The 16,412-nt window shown below is 59.2% G+C and carries 14 protein-coding genes and 1 riboswitch; of the genes, 6 read left to right on the top strand and 8 right to left on the bottom strand.

Annotated features, from left to right (window positions below; translation table 11 throughout):
- Positions 1-13: 13 nt before the first annotated feature.
- The 5 genes from ACEWMW_RS01920 to ACEWMW_RS01940 form a co-directional block, all read right to left on the bottom strand.
- Complete coding sequence (locus ACEWMW_RS01920; RefSeq protein ID WP_409412202.1) at positions 14-580, bottom strand: hypothetical protein; 567 nt, start codon at positions 578-580, stop codon at positions 14-16.
- Positions 581-606: 26 nt separating this feature from the next.
- Positions 607-2,517: a phosphomethylpyrimidine synthase ThiC gene (thiC, locus tag ACEWMW_RS01925; protein ID WP_409412203.1), complete on the bottom strand. Its 1,911-nt coding sequence runs from the start codon at positions 2,515-2,517 to the stop codon at positions 607-609.
- A 34-nt stretch (positions 2,518-2,551) separates the two neighbouring features.
- Positions 2,552-2,659: riboswitch (TPP riboswitch) on the bottom strand.
- A 57-nt stretch (positions 2,660-2,716) separates the two neighbouring features.
- The gene (locus ACEWMW_RS01930) at positions 2,717-3,316 is read right to left on the bottom strand and encodes a thiamine biosynthesis protein ThiC (RefSeq protein WP_409412204.1); all 600 of its coding nucleotides are present in this window, start codon (positions 3,314-3,316) and stop codon (positions 2,717-2,719) included.
- A gap of 90 nt (positions 3,317-3,406) precedes the next feature.
- Complete coding sequence (locus tag ACEWMW_RS01935; protein ID WP_409412205.1) at positions 3,407-4,003, bottom strand: DUF2585 family protein; 597 nt, start codon at positions 4,001-4,003, stop codon at positions 3,407-3,409.
- Positions 4,004-4,065: 62 nt separating this feature from the next.
- The gene (locus ACEWMW_RS01940) at positions 4,066-4,473 is read right to left on the bottom strand and encodes a hypothetical protein (RefSeq protein WP_409412206.1); all 408 of its coding nucleotides are present in this window, start codon (positions 4,471-4,473) and stop codon (positions 4,066-4,068) included.
- Positions 4,474-4,732: 259 nt separating this feature from the next.
- Here ACEWMW_RS01940 and ACEWMW_RS01945 point away from each other — a divergent pair, with 259 nt between their 5' ends.
- Positions 4,733-7,102 carry a putative bifunctional diguanylate cyclase/phosphodiesterase gene (locus ACEWMW_RS01945; RefSeq protein ID WP_409412207.1) on the top strand — a complete coding sequence of 790 codons (2,370 nt, stop codon included), beginning with the start codon at positions 4,733-4,735 and terminating at the stop codon, positions 7,100-7,102.
- Positions 7,103-7,146: 44 nt separating this feature from the next.
- Here the strand turns inward: ACEWMW_RS01945 and ACEWMW_RS01950 are convergent, their stop codons facing one another.
- Positions 7,147-8,949 (bottom strand): flavin-containing monooxygenase, encoded by a 1,803-nt coding sequence (locus ACEWMW_RS01950; protein WP_409412208.1) that lies wholly within the window; start codon positions 8,947-8,949, stop codon positions 7,147-7,149.
- Positions 8,950-9,033: 84 nt separating this feature from the next.
- Positions 9,034-9,663 carry a TetR/AcrR family transcriptional regulator gene (locus ACEWMW_RS01955; protein ID WP_409412209.1) on the bottom strand — a complete coding sequence of 210 codons (630 nt, stop codon included), beginning with the start codon at positions 9,661-9,663 and terminating at the stop codon, positions 9,034-9,036.
- Positions 9,664-9,840: 177 nt separating this feature from the next.
- On the opposite strand from ACEWMW_RS01955, the gene ACEWMW_RS01960 reads away from it, so the two are divergent.
- The 4 genes from ACEWMW_RS01960 to ACEWMW_RS01975 all read left to right on the top strand — a co-directional run bounded on the left by ACEWMW_RS01960 (position 9,841) and on the right by ACEWMW_RS01975 (position 13,657).
- Positions 9,841-10,470 carry a hypothetical protein gene (locus ACEWMW_RS01960; protein WP_409412210.1) on the top strand — a complete coding sequence of 210 codons (630 nt, stop codon included), beginning with the start codon at positions 9,841-9,843 and terminating at the stop codon, positions 10,468-10,470.
- Between the two features lie 114 nt (positions 10,471-10,584).
- On the top strand, positions 10,585-11,970 hold the full coding sequence (locus tag ACEWMW_RS01965; protein ID WP_409412211.1) for a flavin-containing monooxygenase: 1,386 nt from the start codon (positions 10,585-10,587) through the stop codon (positions 11,968-11,970).
- Positions 11,970-13,193, top strand: coding sequence for a cytochrome P450 (locus ACEWMW_RS01970; protein ID WP_409412212.1), 1,224 nt, complete (start codon positions 11,970-11,972; stop codon positions 13,191-13,193). The genes ACEWMW_RS01965 and ACEWMW_RS01970 overlap by 1 nt, the downstream gene beginning before the upstream one ends.
- A complete protein-coding gene (locus ACEWMW_RS01975) occupies positions 13,193-13,657 on the top strand; it encodes an MEKHLA domain-containing protein (protein WP_409412213.1) in 465 nt (154 codons plus the stop codon). The genes ACEWMW_RS01970 and ACEWMW_RS01975 overlap by 1 nt, the downstream gene beginning before the upstream one ends.
- A gap of 1 nt (position 13,658) precedes the next feature.
- On the opposite strand, the gene ACEWMW_RS01980 is transcribed toward ACEWMW_RS01975, so the two are convergent.
- Positions 13,659-14,138, bottom strand: coding sequence for a hypothetical protein (locus ACEWMW_RS01980; RefSeq protein WP_409412214.1), 480 nt, complete (start codon positions 14,136-14,138; stop codon positions 13,659-13,661).
- A gap of 288 nt (positions 14,139-14,426) precedes the next feature.
- Here ACEWMW_RS01980 and ACEWMW_RS01985 point away from each other — a divergent pair, with 288 nt between their 5' ends.
- Positions 14,427-16,403 carry a S9 family peptidase gene (locus ACEWMW_RS01985; RefSeq protein WP_409412215.1) on the top strand — a complete coding sequence of 659 codons (1,977 nt, stop codon included), beginning with the start codon at positions 14,427-14,429 and terminating at the stop codon, positions 16,401-16,403.
- The last annotated feature ends 9 nt before the right edge of the window (positions 16,404-16,412 follow it).

A 16,412-nucleotide genomic window follows, 5' to 3' on the forward strand; every position in this document is an offset into this window, starting at 1 on the left:
CTATGCGGTAAAGTTAGCCGTGCGGCAAATCGGACTTTTGCGGATTGGTTGGATCGGCATCGTCGTCAGTTGCATCCCCAACTTCAGGATCAGGCTCAGGTGCCTCAGCGATCATCTCGGCAGGCGCATCATCGATTTGGGCACACGCTGCCTGATTGTCATCCTCGGCCTCCATCTCGCTTTCCAGCCGAGCCTTCCGGCGCACGTCGTAGAGGAAATACAGCGCGCCCAGCATCAGCAGCAGGCCGACCACTGCCGTGTTATTACCGGGGGCAAATGGTTCATCAAACCGGATGATCCTGAATGGGCCGCGATCGGGATCGAGATAGTTGGCCGGCAAGAAGTTGTTGCCCATCACGGTGTAAACAACGGTGCCATAGAGCGTCGACATGTGGAACACGACAAAGACGATCGAAGCGAGCCATGCCTGGAAGCGCGAAAGCTGCGCGCCGACCGTGTAGGCCATGACGAGAAAACCGGTCACCACGGTGATCAGAATGCCGCCTGTGATCGCGCCTAACTCGAAATACTTGGCGCCAACGTCAAACAGCTCAAGCCGCATCACTTCCGGATCGATCATCGTTTCTCCCCCTCCCCGCTAAGCGCCTATTCCGCAGGTTCCTCCGCCTTCATATAGAGATCGCCGCCGTCGCGGTATTTCTCCGCCATCTCCGCCATTCCTTCAAGCGCAGCGGCTTTGGACGCGGCGGCGGCGTCGGTGCCCGCCTGTGCCGAGGCGAGGAAACTGTCCGCGCTCTGGTTTTGCTTGGAGGCGAAGTCGCGCACCTCTTGCGAAATTTTCATCGAGCAGAACTTGGGCCCGCACATGGAGCAGAAATGCGCGGTCTTGGCGCCCTCCGCAGGCAGTGTCTGGTCGTGATATTGCTCGGCAGTGTCCGGATCGAGGCTGAGGTTGAACTGGTCGCGCCAGCGGAACTCAAAGCGCGCCTTTGACAGCGCATCGTCGCGAACCTTTGCCGCCGGATGCCCCTTCGCCAAATCCGCCGCATGCGCCGCCAGCTTGTAGGTGATCACGCCGACTTTCACATCGTCGCGGTCAGGCAGGCCGAGGTGTTCCTTGGGCGTGACATAGCAAAGCATCGCCGTGCCGTACCAGCCGATCTGCGCCGCACCGATGCCGCTGGTGATGTGGTCGTAACCCGGCGCAATATCGGTGACGAGCGGGCCGAGCGTGTAGAAGGGCGCTTCGCCGCACACCTCCAGCTGCTTCTCCATGTTCTCCTTGATCTTGTTCATCGGGACATGGCCCGGCCCTTCGATCATCACCTGCACGTCCTGCTTCCATGCGCGGTGGGTCAGTTCGCCAAGGGTGTAGAGCTCAGAGAATTGCGCCTCATCGTTGGCGTCCGCGATAGAGCCGGGGCGCAGGCCATCGCCCAGCGAATAAGCGATGTCATAGGCCTTCATGATCTCGGTGATGTCGTCGAAATGCTCGTAGAGGAAGCTTTCCTTGTGATGCGCGAGGCACCATTTCGCCATGATCGAGCCGCCGCGGCTGACGATCCCGGTGACGCGGTTTGCAGCCATCGGGACGTAGGGCAGGCGCACGCCGGCGTGGATGGTGAAATAGTCGACGCCCTGCTCGGCCTGTTCGATCAGCGTATCGCGGAAGATTTCCCAAGTGAGTTCCTCGGCGACGCCGCCGACTTTCTCCAGCGCCTGATAGATCGGCACGGTGCCGATCGGGACGGGCGAGTTGCGGATGATCCATTCGCGTGTGTCGTGGATGTTGCGGCCCGTGCTGAGGTCCATGACCGTGTCGGCGCCCCAGCGGATCGACCACACCATCTTGTCGACTTCATTGGCAACATCGGATGCAACCGCCGAATTGCCGATATTGGCATTGATCTTGACCAGGAAATTGCGCCCGATCGCCATCGGCTCTGTTTCAGGGTGATTGATGTTGTTGGGAATGATCGCCCGGCCGCGTGCCACTTCGTCGCGGACAAATTCAGGGGTGATGAGATCGGGGATTTGTGCACCCCAGCTCTCGGCGCCTTCTCTATTGGCTGCAATCAGCTCGGAGGCCATTTCGCGGCCCAAGTTCTCACGCTCGGCGACATATTCCATCTCGGGCGTGATGATGCCCTGCCGCGCGTAGTGCATCTGGCTTACATTCATGCCGGGTTTGGCGCGCAAGGGACGCTTGACTGTGTTGGGAAACGCGGGAACGCCGCCGCTGCGATCGGGGCCAAGCTGGCCGTTATCTTCCGGCCTGATCTCGCGCCCGTCATATTCCTCGACATCGCCGCGCGCCATGATCCAGTCCCGGCGCTTCTGCTCCAGTCCCTTGTCGATATCGATCAGCACATCGGGATCGGTGTAAGGGCCGGAGGTGTCATAGACCCGCACCGGTGTTTCATCGCCTTCGAGCTCAATCTCGCGCATGGCGACGCGGATGCCTGAGCCGGTGCGCGCACCGACATGGATCTTGCGGCTGCCGCGGATCGGCCCGGTGGTCACACCGATTTCGATGGGGGAATTGATGTCGGCCATGTGTTTCGCTCTCCAATAGCGGAGTGCGGGTTTCCCGATGATCAGGCCCGCTCCCTCCGCCGATGCTAATCGGTTCAGGTTCAACGGGTCGTGAGCCGCAACACTCACCTCTCAGCCAAAGCAGGCTCCCCGGGGATGGGAGAGATGTAGGCTGGGGGCTGCCACAAGTCCAGTAGCGCGCCCCAATGTCACGTGCGGGTCAGTCGTCGTTGACTACACTCGACAGGCACAGCGCCAGCAGTATCGTGGCAAGGACGCCCGATCCACCAGCGAGCGGGATTTCGCCCATAAAATCGCGCCCGATGGCCATCGAAAGTGAATTGGCCAGCATGGCGATACCGCCGACAATGACGGTGAGGCCGCCCAGCGCTTTCGATCCGGCATTCGCCTTGGCCATCCCGAACACGATGGCCGCGAGACCGAGCAGTATCTTGGCCGCGTTGTAGACCATGAACGAGAAAGCCAGAATGGAATCGGCTATTGGGCCGAGCGCCTCAATCGCCTCAGCCGCTCCAAAGAACGGCTCGAACATGGTGAGGCCGATGCCGACCTGCACGACGTTCAATGCCGCAGCGAAGGCTATCGCTGCAAATCCCAAGCTAAGGGTTTTTGCCTGCGCCAAGGCCGAACCGGCAAAAGCGGCCAGCAAGACGAAGATCAGCGCTTCAAGACCCCACATAAGTTGCCGGGGCGGTGTCATCTCCGCGATATACATCGCGGTGTAGATCGACTGCGTAACTGCAGCTGTGATCAGCAATGCGGCAATCGTCCGAACCGTTTGTCTCAAGGTGAAATCCATGGCCTGCCCCTCTTGTTATCGTCTGACGTCCCTAAAGTTCGATCCTAGTGCCACGCCGGTTACTCCGCAAATTCGCGCCGGCGGAAAAAGTTACCCGTGCGTGCTGGCCGCCTGCCAATCGGCAATCGCATCAATCGGAAACAGCAGCATGATGACCGTAAGCGTGAGGTTGTCACGCACGATCCAACCCACCACCAGTTCTCCAATGATGGCCAGCGCCACCACCAGCTTCACCGGCAATCGCATGGCGAGCCAGAAACCGAATGCCATCCAGCCGATATCGGCAAAGGAATTGAGCACACTGTCGCCCGAATAGCCAAAGTTCGCCGTCACTGCGCGGAAACGCTCGATCACCATCTGCGTGTTCTCGAGCACTTCCCAGGCGGATTCGATCAGCACCGCCAGCGGCAAACCCCAGCGCGCCGCGTTCGCGCCGCCCCACCCCCATCTGACGAACAGAAGCCAGCCTATCGCGTAGAAGATCGGACCATGGATGATGTGGCTGGGCGTGTACCAATCGGCGAGGTGCTGGCTGTTACCCGCATTGTTGATCTGGCCGTGCCAGAGCTTGATGTAACCGCATTCGCAAATCGGCGGGCGACCCATCGCAAGCAGGATCAACACCGCCGCGATCGCGATGCCGATCGATACGAGGATGGTTTTCCGACTTGGTGTCAGTGCCGCCATTGTTCGCAGCGTGACGCGTGACTTGCCGCTTGGCAAGCGGTCGCACACGACTCGTTGGGGATTCAGATCATCTGGAGCCGCGAAAGTGCGGCGAAGATCAGGCCAGCGCCAATCAAACAGGACAGGCCCGCCCAGATACCCGTGTTCGCGCCGAGGAAGCGTTTCCAGACGCCGATCAGCCGGTCACCCATCGCGATCAACACGGCGCCTTCCGCGATCATGACGCCTCCGACGAGCGAGATCAGGATGCTTAGCCAGTCACCCTGCTGCCACGGCGAAGCGAGATAGATCGCCCCGCCAAAACCGATGCACATGATGCCGGTGAGGAAGACGACCGCACCATTTCTTGCAAAGTCGTCGGTCATCTTTTGCCACATGCCAGGATTGCGCAGCTCGCCCACACCTGCAGCGAGCGAATACAGGCCCAGGAAGAGCGCGATCCATGCTGGAATTGTTTCTGCGGTAGCCATGATGCCGCCTCCTTACTGTATTCGCATGATATCTATCATACCACGCGACTGCACCGTTCAACAATTCCGCTCATCGCATGACTTTCTCGTTCATTCGAACCAGCCAGATATCACGCATCTGCAGCTTACAAATGCGCCAGCCGAGACGCTCATGCTTAATTTCTTTGGTTAATCGCGGATCAACCTCAACTTAAGTTTCCCTTATTGAATGCGAGGTAGAAGCCCCCGGGTACGAGATCGATTTGGGGTAAATTTCCGCATGGCAACGAGTTTCGCTCCACAGGGGCTCAGGCGAGAGAAACTGGAGATCCATGTTCGATCCCAGCAAGTCGCCGCGAGTCTGCGGCACGCGAGCTCTGCTTCCGTCGCGGGATGCTTCAACGCGCTGGTGACCGCTGCGGTTTTCTGGTCGACAGAGACCGCTACGTTTCTTGGATTCTGGTTGGCGATGATCCTGCTGGGCGCGCTCGCCAGAACGCGATTGCTCATCAACGATGGCTATCTCGACGGAGACGCCAACACGATCGATCGCTATCTAAAATGGATCGAAGCGCTGGCGCTCTTCAACGGCGGGTGCTGGGGCATAGGCCTGAGCATGTTGGCCTATACCTCTACACCTGCACAATTTACCCTTCTGGCGATGATCTGCAGCGGCATGATGGGTGGGTCAATCATCACCTATTCAACCAATGCCAAGGCTGCTCTGCTCTTTATTGCACCGATGGCGGCGGGCGGAGTTCTAGCATTGTGGACCTATCCCAGTGCCCCGGACCTTTCCGGTACGCTGTTGTTGGGCTGTTACATGGCCCTGCTGGTAGGCAGTGCCCGGCGGCGCGAGGATCATTTCATGGAAGGGATCAGAAACCGCGCCCTGCTCCAGCAAAGCCGGGACACAATCAAACTGCTGCTGAATGATTTCGAATCTCAAACGTCAGACTGGCTTTGGCAGATCGATCATCTGGGCAATATCGAGCTTCCCAGCCAACGATTTGGAGAGGCAGCCCGTCGTCCGGTCGAGGAACTGGATCACAGCGATTTTGTCCAATTGTTCGAGCCTGGGCAAGAACGCACCATCCTCGCCAATCATATCACCAACAAGACCAGCTTCCGCGACCTGACCGTGCGAATTGTCATCCAGGGTCAAAGCTACTGGTGGACCTTGAGTGGCCAGCCGCTTGACGACGGCGGAATGCGCGGGGTCGGATCCGACATCACCGCCCAAAAGCAGGCCGAAGAACGCGTTAATTACATGGCGCATTATGACGGGCTGACCAATCTCGCCAATCGCTTTTTGTTTAATGAGAAGCTGGAACAGCAGCTCAAGAATTCGAGCCAAGAAGGCGAGCTAGCCGTGATGTGCCTGGATCTCGATGGCTTCAAAACCATCAATGATACACTCGGGCATCAGGTTGGAGACAAGCTGCTGGCGAGAGTCGCCGAACGGATCAAGGATGTCGTTTCCGAAGGCTCGCTTGTTGCGAGGCTGGGCGGTGACGAATTCGTCATTCTGATCTGCAGCGAAAATCCAAGAGAAGCCGCCCGAACCGCTGCAGCCAAGATCCTTGACGCGCTGTCCCATCCGTTCGAGTTCGACGGAACCAGCATGGTCACCGCAACCAGTATCGGCATTACCCTGCGCGAGTCGGACGATGACACGGCGGAACAGATTATCCGCCGCGCAGACCTTGCGCTCTATGCGGCGAAAGCTGCGGGTCGAAACCGGTTGGCCTTCTTTGAGCCAAGTATGGACGAAGACGCACAGACCAGGCGCAAGCTTGAAATGGACCTGCGCCAAGCGCTCGCTCGCCATGAGTTGGAACTTTACTACCAGCCGCTGATCAATATCGAGACCGGTGAAGCAACATCCTACGAAGCTCTCCTGCGTTGGCACCATCCCGAACACGGGATTGTAATGCCCGACGCGTTCATTCCGATCGCTGAAGATACCGGCCTGATCTCGCAGCTGGGAGAGTGGGTCCTTCGCCAGGCGTGCCGCGAGGTGGCACTCTGGCCTTCGCATTTGCGGGTTTCAGTCAACTTATCGCCGGTTCAAATGCGCGATGCTGGCCTGGTAGAGATGATATTTAGTGCCGTGGCCACCGCAGGGATCGAGCCACACCGGCTGGAGCTCGAGATCACGGAGAATATCCTGCTCCATGATAGCGAGATCAACCTCGCCATCCTACACCGAATTCGCGAATTCGGCGTGCGCATCGCGCTCGACGATTTCGGGACAGGCTATAGCTCACTAAGCTATCTGCGCAGCTTCCCGTTTGACAAAATCAAGATCGACAAGAGCTTCGTCCACGATCTGCACTCCAATTCCGATTCCCAGGCTATCGTTCGTGCAATCACCAAACTGGCCTCGCGCATGGGAATGGAAACGACGGCAGAAGGCGTTGAGCAACGGGATCAACTGGACCGGTTGCGCCTTGAGGGCTGCACCGAAGCGCAAGGCTATCTGTTCGCGCGGCCTCAACCTCCTGCCATGGTCGCAAACCTGCGAATGGTCAGTGAGAATGGTAGGATCAGTGAGCCTCTGGCATTGCTCAATGCCTATCGGGCCAAGCCTGACATTGAGCCGGACGGCACGGCGGAAGCTGCCCGCCGCCTGAACGGGACCCGGTAAGCCACCAGTTTAATGCTCGCAAATCAGGATGGCCTGTTTGGTTGCTAGCTAAACTCCAGCCCTTCGAATTCACCTGATTTGCGCCACTGGTCGATATAGGAGAAGAACGCCAGGGGGCCGTGCGGATAGCCCATGTTGAAGCGATCGGTGTCTTCCCAGCCCTTGCCTTCATTGTTGTAATAGCCCGGCGTGCATTCGGTATTGCCGATGTTCCCGCCGGTACCTGACTGGATCAACTCGACCCAACTGTCTTCGGCATCCTTCGTCACCTCGACTGCGTCGCGCCCCTCGCCCTCGGCATGTGAAACAATCGCTGTGATCGTATTGGCATGGTCGACAATATTGTGCGGCACATTGGCAATGAAATTCGCCGCCTGCGCAGGCTGGACAATGAAGGCGTTCGGGAAGCCATTTACATGCATCCCGTGCTTGGTGCGCATGCCATTGGCCCAGTATTCGGACAGCTTGACCCCGTCGCGCCCCGTGAGGTCGAAACCGGCGCGCGCGACGTAATCGGTCGAGACCTCAAAGCCCGAAGCATAGATGATGCAATCGACCTCGTATTCCTCGCCATTGGCGAAGACGCCGTTTTCGGTGACTCGCTCGACACCCTTGCCATCGGTATCGATCAGGCGGGTCGAAGCCTCGTTGAAGGCCTGCAAGTACTCGTCATGGAAGCACGGTCGTTTGCAGAGCTGGCGATACCACGCCTTTAGGTTCTCGCCCGTATCAGGATCATCGACGATTGCCTGCGCACGCTGGCGGATCTCTTCCATCTTCTGGAAATCGGCTTCCTCGAAAGCTTCGAGCACTGTCTCCGGTGTCCAGCGTTCGGGCGGGATATTGCGCATGCCCGCGCGTACCCGGCCGCCCAGATCGGTCCAGCCGTCCTTGACCAGGTCCTCGCTAGGAAAACCGGGCGTGAGATTGGCAACAAAATTCTCCTGCCACTTCTTCTGCCAGCCTTCCTCGGCAATCTCGGCAAACCAATCGTCCTCGATTGGCGCATTATTGCGCTCGTCAACGGATGAAGGCGTGCGTTGGAATACGAGCAGCTCCTTCGCAGCCTTTGCTAGGTGCGGGACGCATTGGACAGAGGTCGCACCGGTGCCGATAATCGCGACGCGTTTGTCCGTCAGGTTTTCCATGAAATCGCCTTCGGGCGATCCACCGGTATATTCATAGTCCCACCGGCTGGTGTGAAACGCCTTGCCCTTGAAAGTCTCGAGCCCCGGCAAGCCCGGAAGCTTGGCGACATGCAGCGGCCCCGTACCCATGCCGACATACTTCGCAGTAAACTCGTCGCCGCGATTGGTCCGCACGATCCAGACTTTGCGAGATGCGTCCCATTCGAGGTCGGTCACCTGCGTATGGAAAAGCGCCTTCTCATAAAGATCAAACTTCTCCCCAATGCGTGAGCAGTGATCGCGGATCTCGGGCGCATGGGCATACTTTTCGCTCGGCTTGTGGCCAGTCTCCTCGAGCAGCGGCATGTAAATCAGCGATGCGGTATCGCACTGCGCGCCCGGATAGCGGTTCCAGTACCAGGTGCCGCCAAAATCGCCGCCCTTCTCGATGATACGGACATCACCGATGCCAGCTTCTTTCAGCCGCGCGCCAACAATCAACCCAGCAAAGCCGCCGCCAATAAAGGCGAATGTGACATGATCAGTCAGCGGATCGCGCTCTTCCTGCCTTATGTAAGGATCGGTCGCGAGATCGGTGAATTCTTCTTCAAGCCGAACATATTGCGCCGAACCGTCTTCGCGCAGGCGTTTGTCGCGTTCCTCGGCGTACTTGGCGCGAAGCGCTTCCTTGTCGATCGAGGGGGCGAGCTGGGTGGCCATGAGTTTTCCAATACGCTTGTGAGTTCGCAAATAGGACTAGGTCTCAATTGGCAACCGGTCAATCCATCGGCCTGCGCGCTTTTGCTAGCGTTCGCCGGTGCTCGCAGCCTGCTGATCGCGAAGATGCTTCAATCCGGCCGAGACGAAACCGGCAGCGATGGGTGCCTGGTCTGCAAGCGGGCCAGGGATACGCTCCATGCGCCATTGGTTGCAGATCAGCTCTGCCCCTCCCAGCATGAGCGACTGGATCGTGGCAGGAGGGAGCATGGGTAGGCGTCCGGCCGCGAGATGGGGCATAGCCCACTGCATCACGGGCGCCTCGATCTCTGCTGACACTTGCTTGGACGTGATGGCGTGGCGTGTTGCCCAATCGGAATGGGCAAACTGGGTTGCGAGGCGGAAATGTCGCCCCGGATCGCGCGCCTGGAACAAGACCGCACCGCGGGTGCCTTCTCCCATCGCATCGCAGGGATCGCCGTCATGGCCAAGGATGCACTCGGCGACGTGGCCCAGATAGGCTCGCCGTTCGCGTACAAAAATCTCTTCCAGCACACCATCCTTAGAGCCGAAATGATGGAAGATTGATCCGTTCGAAATGCCCGAGCGATCGACAAGATCCTTCATCGAGACATTCTCATGACCATGCTCGATCACCAGCGCCTCCGCTGTCTCGAGAACCTTGTCGCGTGTTTCCTGGCTTCGCTGCTGAACCATGGCTCGCATCTGGGGCATCCGATCGTAAAAGTCACTCTAGAATCTATTTCTAGATTATTACTCTAGACTATTCCTCTATTTTTGCCTAGAGGGTGATTCGTTGTCGCGATTGGCGCGGCCCTGATTTGGAGAATGACAATGTTGAAGAGTGCAATTCTAAACCGCGGACTGATCCCCATGTCGCTCGCACTTGCTGCAAGCGCTGGCCTGATGACGGCCACCCCAGCCCACGCCGGGCCGCTCGATTTTCTTAAGAATGAAGTATCGAAGGCTGCGAAGAAGGAAGCGAAGCGCGCCATCGAGGCGGGTACGCAGCGCGCTGTCCGAGTAGCCGTAAGCGATGTCTCTCGCGATGGTATCGACGAAAGCGCTGCGGAAGGTGAGTCGTTCCGCCAGGAAGGCCACACTACGGTACCAACCGCAGACGACATCCAATCCAAGCCGCAAGCCCACATTGGCGGAGCCGGAGGAGCCGGGAAAGTCAGCCACAACCGCGTTCAGATGGAACGCGCAAACGCAAAACTCAGCCAGAACGGAACCACGGTTGGCACCGCGAGCGAAGTACAGGCTCCACAAACCGAAGAGCAGCGTCCGCAGCGGGCCAAGCTCAGCCAAAATGGTACGACGGTCGCCACTGCCAATGAAGTGCAGGCTCCTACTGCTGAACAGCGTCCGCAACGCGCGAGGCTTAGCCAGAATGGCACAACCGTCGAAACAGCAAGCGAAGTTCAGGCGCCTGAATCCGAAGGGCAGGCAGGACTGCTGCTCCCCGCTGTCCAGAAGGTCCGCGAACCGGCCCGTCGCTAAGCCGGATCATTCTTGGCTGAACCGGAATGCCCCGGGGAGCGACAGCCGCTTCCCGGGGTCTTTGCTTGCGGCGACCTCTGGACTTCCGTTTCATCCAGCAACATAACCGCGCGCATGGCGAGAGGCGACGAAACCAGCACCCCCCTTCCCCGCGTTTGCATCATCGGTGCAGGCTGTTCGGGCTTCACCACGGCCAAGCGGCTGCAGGATTACGGCATCCCGTTCGACATCTTCGAAAGCTCGGACGATATCGGCGGCAACTGGTACTACAAGAACCCCAACGGCATGTCGTCCTGCTACCAGTCGCTCCACATCGACACATCGAAATGGCGGCTCGCATTCGAGGATTATCCGGTGCCCGAGGTCTGGCCCGACTACCCGCACCACAGCGACCTGCTGCGATACTTCCACGACTACGTCGATCATTTTGGCCTCCGCAAGTTCATCCACTTCAACACTGCGGTCGAGAAGGCCGAGCGACGCGAAGGCGGCGGCTGGGACATCACACTTTCGAGCGGCGAGACCCGCCTGTATGACGCGCTGTGCGTCGCCAACGGCCACCATTGGGACGCGCGCATTCCGGACTATCCGGGTGCGTTCAACGGCGAGCAGATCCACAGTCACAATTACCGCACGCCTTTCGAACCGGTCGACTGCGTCGGCAAACGCGTACTGGTCGTCGGCATGGGCAATTCGGCCATGGATGTCGCCAGCGAATTATCGCAGCGTCCGATTGCGGAAAAACTGTTCGTCTCAGCGCGGCGCGGGGTGTGGGTGCTGCCGAAATATTACAACGGCGAACCGCTCGACAAGAATCCGGCCCCGGCATGGATGCCAAAGAAGATGCGCCAGAAGCTGGGTGAGCGCTTTATCAAGAAGCTGGTCGGCAAGATGAGCGATTATGGCCTGCCCGAGCCGGAGATCGGCCCGTTCGAAAGCCATGCCACGGTCTCCGGCGAGTTCCTGCTGCGTGCGGGATCGGGCGATATCACGATGAAAGGCGCGATAGAGAAACTCGACGGCAATGGCGTTGTGTTCAAGGACGGCAGCCGCGAAGAGATCGACGTGATCGTCTGGGCCACCGGCTACGACATCTCCTTTCCCTTCTTTGACGAGCCGTCATTCAAGGCTGACAGCGACAATTGCCCACCGCCGCTGTTTAAGCGCATTCTCAAGCCCGATACACCGGACTTGTTCTACATGGGTCTCGGCCAGCCGCTACCAACCCTAGTCAATTTCGCAGAGCAGCAATCGAAGCTCGTCGCAGCCTACCTTGCGGGCGAGTATGCGCCGCCGCCAGCCGATGAGATGCACCGCATCATCACGGCCGACGAGGAATACCACACCGGCCAATTCTACGATTCCCGCCGTCACACGATCCAGCTCGATTTCGACGTCTATGTGCGCGACATCCTGAAAGAGATCGAAGCGGGCAAGAAGCGCGCCGCGAAAGCAGGCAATCCGCGCCCGGTCCCGGCGCGCACTATGGAGCAAGCGTGATGGCCACAGTTCTCGAACACCGTCCGCACGCGCCGATCGACCTGAGCGAAGACGCGCTCTACGTCGAAAATCGCTGGCATGAACCTTTTGCCCGGCTGCGCGCAGAAATGCCGCTGAGCTGGCGCGAAGACAGCCCCTACGGTCCTTATTGGTCGGCGGTGACGTACGACCTCGTCGCAGAGGTCGAGCTGGACCACGAGGCGTGGTCGTCCGAAATCGGCAACATCACGATCCAGGACGGAATTGCCGGGCACGAGTTTCCCAATTTCATTGCGATGGACCCGCCCCGCCATACCGCGCAGCGCAAGGTCGTCGCCCCCGCCTTCAATCCAACCTCGATGGCCCGGCTCGAAGAACTGGTCCGCCAGCGCACCGGACAATTGCTCGGCGCGCTTCCGCAAGGCGAGACCTTCGACTGGGTCGAGGAAGTCTCGATACCGCTGACAATGGGAATGCTGTGCATCCTGTTCGATATGCCATTCGAGGATCGCCACGATATCAAGACCTGGTCCGATATGGCCTCCAACGTCTCGCCCGACACCGGCACTGAGGAGTATTTCGAGCGCTTCATGGCCGAGATGGGCCGGATGCTCGCGCGCTTCGACGAATTGATGGAACAGCGACGCGCACTGCCACCTTCCGACGATTTGCTCAGCCGGATGGTCCACTCCGAAGCGATGGGCAATCTCACCCCGATGGAGCGGATCGCCAATATCGCGCTGCTCATCGTTGGCGGGAACGACACAACGCGCAACTCAATGAGCGGACTGGTCGAGGCGCTGGACCGCTCCCCGGGTCAGCTCGACGTGCTGCATGCTGATCGTTCGCTGATCCCGAACGCTGCGCAGGAAATCATCCGCTGGCAATCTCCGGTCACGCATATGCGGCGCACGGCAACGGGCGACATTGAATTGGCCGGGCAACAAATCCGCGAAGGCGAAAAGATCGTGATGTGGTACATCTCCGCCAATCGCGACGAGAGCGTGTTCGAGGAAGCGGATGCTTTTGATGTGACGCGCAAGAACGCGCGGCGTCATCTTGGCTTTGGCCACGGTATCCATCGCTGCGTGGGAGCGCGGCTGGCCGAAGTCCAGATCGCTACGCTGATCGAGGAAATCGTCGAGCGGAACTGGCGGATTTTGCCGCAAGGCGATCCCAAGCGCCTCGCCAGCCCCTTCCTCCACGGCTTCACCCATATGCCGGTTAAGATCGAGCGGCGCTAATGGAAGGCCGTGCGGTGCCCGCACAGTACAGTGCACATGCTCGGCAAATCGCGCTCATCGCAGAGAGTTACGAACGACTGCTCGGGGAGACACTGATCGACTGCGCCGATCCGGTCGCGGCGCTTTGGGACGCAAAGCCCGCAATCGTTGCGCACGGAACGCAGGCCGATCCGTTGTTCTTCTTTGGCAATCGCACGGCGCTCGACTTGTTTGAGACCGATATCGCAACCTTCACCGCGTTGCCGTCACGCATGTCTGCAGAAGCGCCGCTACGAGAAGAACGCGAAATGCTGATGGACCGTGTGAGGGCGCGGGGCTTTATCGACGACTACTCGGGGGTCCGGATTTCACTGATCGGCAGGCGCTTCCGGATTGAGCGCGCGACCGTGTGGAACCTTGTCGACCCGAGCGGCGCGGTCCACGGCCAGGCTGCCGCTTTCGAAGACTGGACTTTCCTTCGGTAAGCTAGCGCACGATCCCCGCTGCCTGCATTTCGACCGGAGTGACGACGCCGTCGCGGTCAGTATCGATGCGATCAAAATTGGCCTGCGTTGCGATACGGTATTCGACCAGCGTGATCGCACCGTCCTTGTCCGTGTCGAATTGCTGCAACAGCGGATCGGCGCTCACAGCAATGGCATCGGGATTGGCCAGCGCCGCAAATTCCTGCGGGCTGAGCTGTCCGTTTGCATCCTGATCGAGATTGGCGAATACCGCCTGGTTCTGTCGGAAGGCCTCGGCCTGAGCGGCGGCGCGCTGCGTTGCGACGATCTCTTCGGGCAGCACGACACCGCTCGAATCGATATCGAGGTTACGGAATTCAGCATCCATCTGGGCAATGAAATCGGCGCGGCTCAGGCCCTCTCCCTGTGCGGCTTCCTGTGCTGCAGCAGGACTCGACACAGCAGCTAAAATAACCAGCGGCAACAGTATTCTAGGGGCCAAGAATCCCTCCATCGTTCAACTTCAAGCTTCTATTTCGATTATAGTGAGGCATTTCGCAACCTGTCTTTGCAGGTCTCCATTTGCCCAAAGCTGAATACCTATCCGGGCGCAATCAGCTCTTTACAGCGGAACCGGCCCAAGTCCGCATGCGTTGTCAAAACGCGCAATATTGCTATAGGCGCGCCCACGATAGTTTCACTTGAGAGGACTTTTCGACCGATGATCTGCATTCGTGCCACCCTGTTGGCCGCGACCTTGCTCGCCCCCCTATCCCTCCAGGCCCGTCCCATGACACCGGAAGACGTCGCCAAGATCGAATATGTCGGCGGCGTAGCCGTTTCTCCTGACGGTTCGCATGTCGCATACACCACTATTTCGCGGCCAGATGTGACCGAAGGCGAAGAAGATGGCGGTGCGACACAGCAGCTTTTCCTCGCCTCGGGGGCAGGCGATGCGCGGGCGTGGCTTCCCGAGGACATGAACGTCTCCGGCCTCGCTTTTTCCCCCGATGGCACGATGATTTCATTCCGGTGGGCTGACGAAGACGAGAAGACCGCGGTGTGGGGCGTCCCGGTCAAAGGCGGTGCCTATCGCAAGCTGGCCGCAGTCGATGGAGCGAGCATCTCGAGCTATGAATGGTCTGCTGACGGCAGCAGGCTTTACCTCCTCGCCGGTCCAGCCAAGGACGAGCAACGCGACAAGCAGAAAAAGGCTGGCTTCGATGCGATCGTCTATGAGGAAGAAGATCGCTTCAACCGGATGTTCATTGCCAATGTCGGCAAGGATATCGACGAGGAACCGGCTGAAATCGCTGTCCCGGGCCATGTCGACGAATTCAATGTGACGCCCGATGGCCGCTACGCAGTGGTGGGCAGTGCACCGACCACGCTGGTCGATGACAGCTTCGTCGCCAAACGCCACCACATCGTCGACCTGACCACCGGCGAAGTGATCCGCATCATTGGCACAACCGGCAAGGTCGGCGATGCCGAAATTTCCCGTGACGGACGCACCATGTCGCTAGTCGCGGCAGTCGACCAGCATGACCCCGCTGACACCACGCTGCATCTGGTCAATCTTGCCGATGGCAGTATTCGCGCGCTCAACGCAGGCGCTGCAGAAGCTGCAGTCGATGCCGAGTGGCTCGACAATGGTCGCCTTGCGGCCGTCATCCATGTCGGTACGCAAAGCCGCCTGCGCATCTACAACCCCGATGGCAGCGTGGCGCGTGAAGTCGATCCGGGCGACCTGGTCCTGGCATCGCTGGAATCGAATGGCGAAGATATCGTCGTACGTGCCGACTCACCATCGCATCCCTTCGAGCTATTTTCGTACAACAGGGGCAATTTCACTCGCTGGACCACGCATAACCCGTGGCTCTCCGAGATCGACATGGGTGTGCAGCGCAATTTCACCTACACGGCGCGAGACGGCCAGGAAATCGAAGGGGTGTTGATCGAGCCTGTTGGCGGCACTCCTGCCGGCGGCGCTCCGCTGATCCTCGATGTCCATGGCGGCCCCGAGGCGCACGAATCGAATGGCTTCAAGACAGATTACGGTGCTCCCGGCCAAGTGGCGGCGGGCAAAGGTTATGCCGTGTTCCTGCCTAACTATCGCGGCTCAACGGCCTACGGTATCGAATTCGCGAAACAGCATCAGGCCGATGCGGCGGGCAAGGAATTTGACGACCTCGTCGATGCCAAGCGCGCGTTGGTGACCGAGGGCATCGCCGACGCAGACCGCGTCGGTGTGACCGGTGGTTCCTATGGCGGATTTGCAACCGCCTGGAGTTCGACCCGCTACAGCGAGGAATTCGCCGCCGGTGTCATGTTCATTGGCATCTCGAACATTCTTTCGAAGTACGGCACTACCGACATCCCGAAAGAGGAATATCTCGTCCACGCACGCGATTATCCGTGGGAAGACTACATGGACACGCTGCGTCGCAGCCCGCTCTATTACACGGACAACGCGAAGACCCCGCTGCTGATCATGCATGGCGAAGAGGACCTGCGCGTTTCGGTGACGCAGAGTGAAGAGCTTTACCGTTGGATCAAGGTGCGCCAGCCCGAGACGCCGCTGCGCTTGGTCATCTACCCGGGTGAAGGCCACGGCAATGCCGGGGCGGCCGCTCGCTATGATTACAACCTTCGCATGATGCGCTGGTTCGATACCTATTTGATGACGGGTGACCGCGACGCCGAAATGCCGCCCACCCGGCCGGAATTGCCTGATGCAATTACCGGTGAAGACAGCGACGATTAGTCGCTTATG

The sequence above is a fragment of the Litorerythrobacter xanthomarinus genome, from assembly GCF_046254955.1.
Lineage (GTDB): Bacteria > Pseudomonadota > Alphaproteobacteria > Sphingomonadales > Sphingomonadaceae > Qipengyuania_C.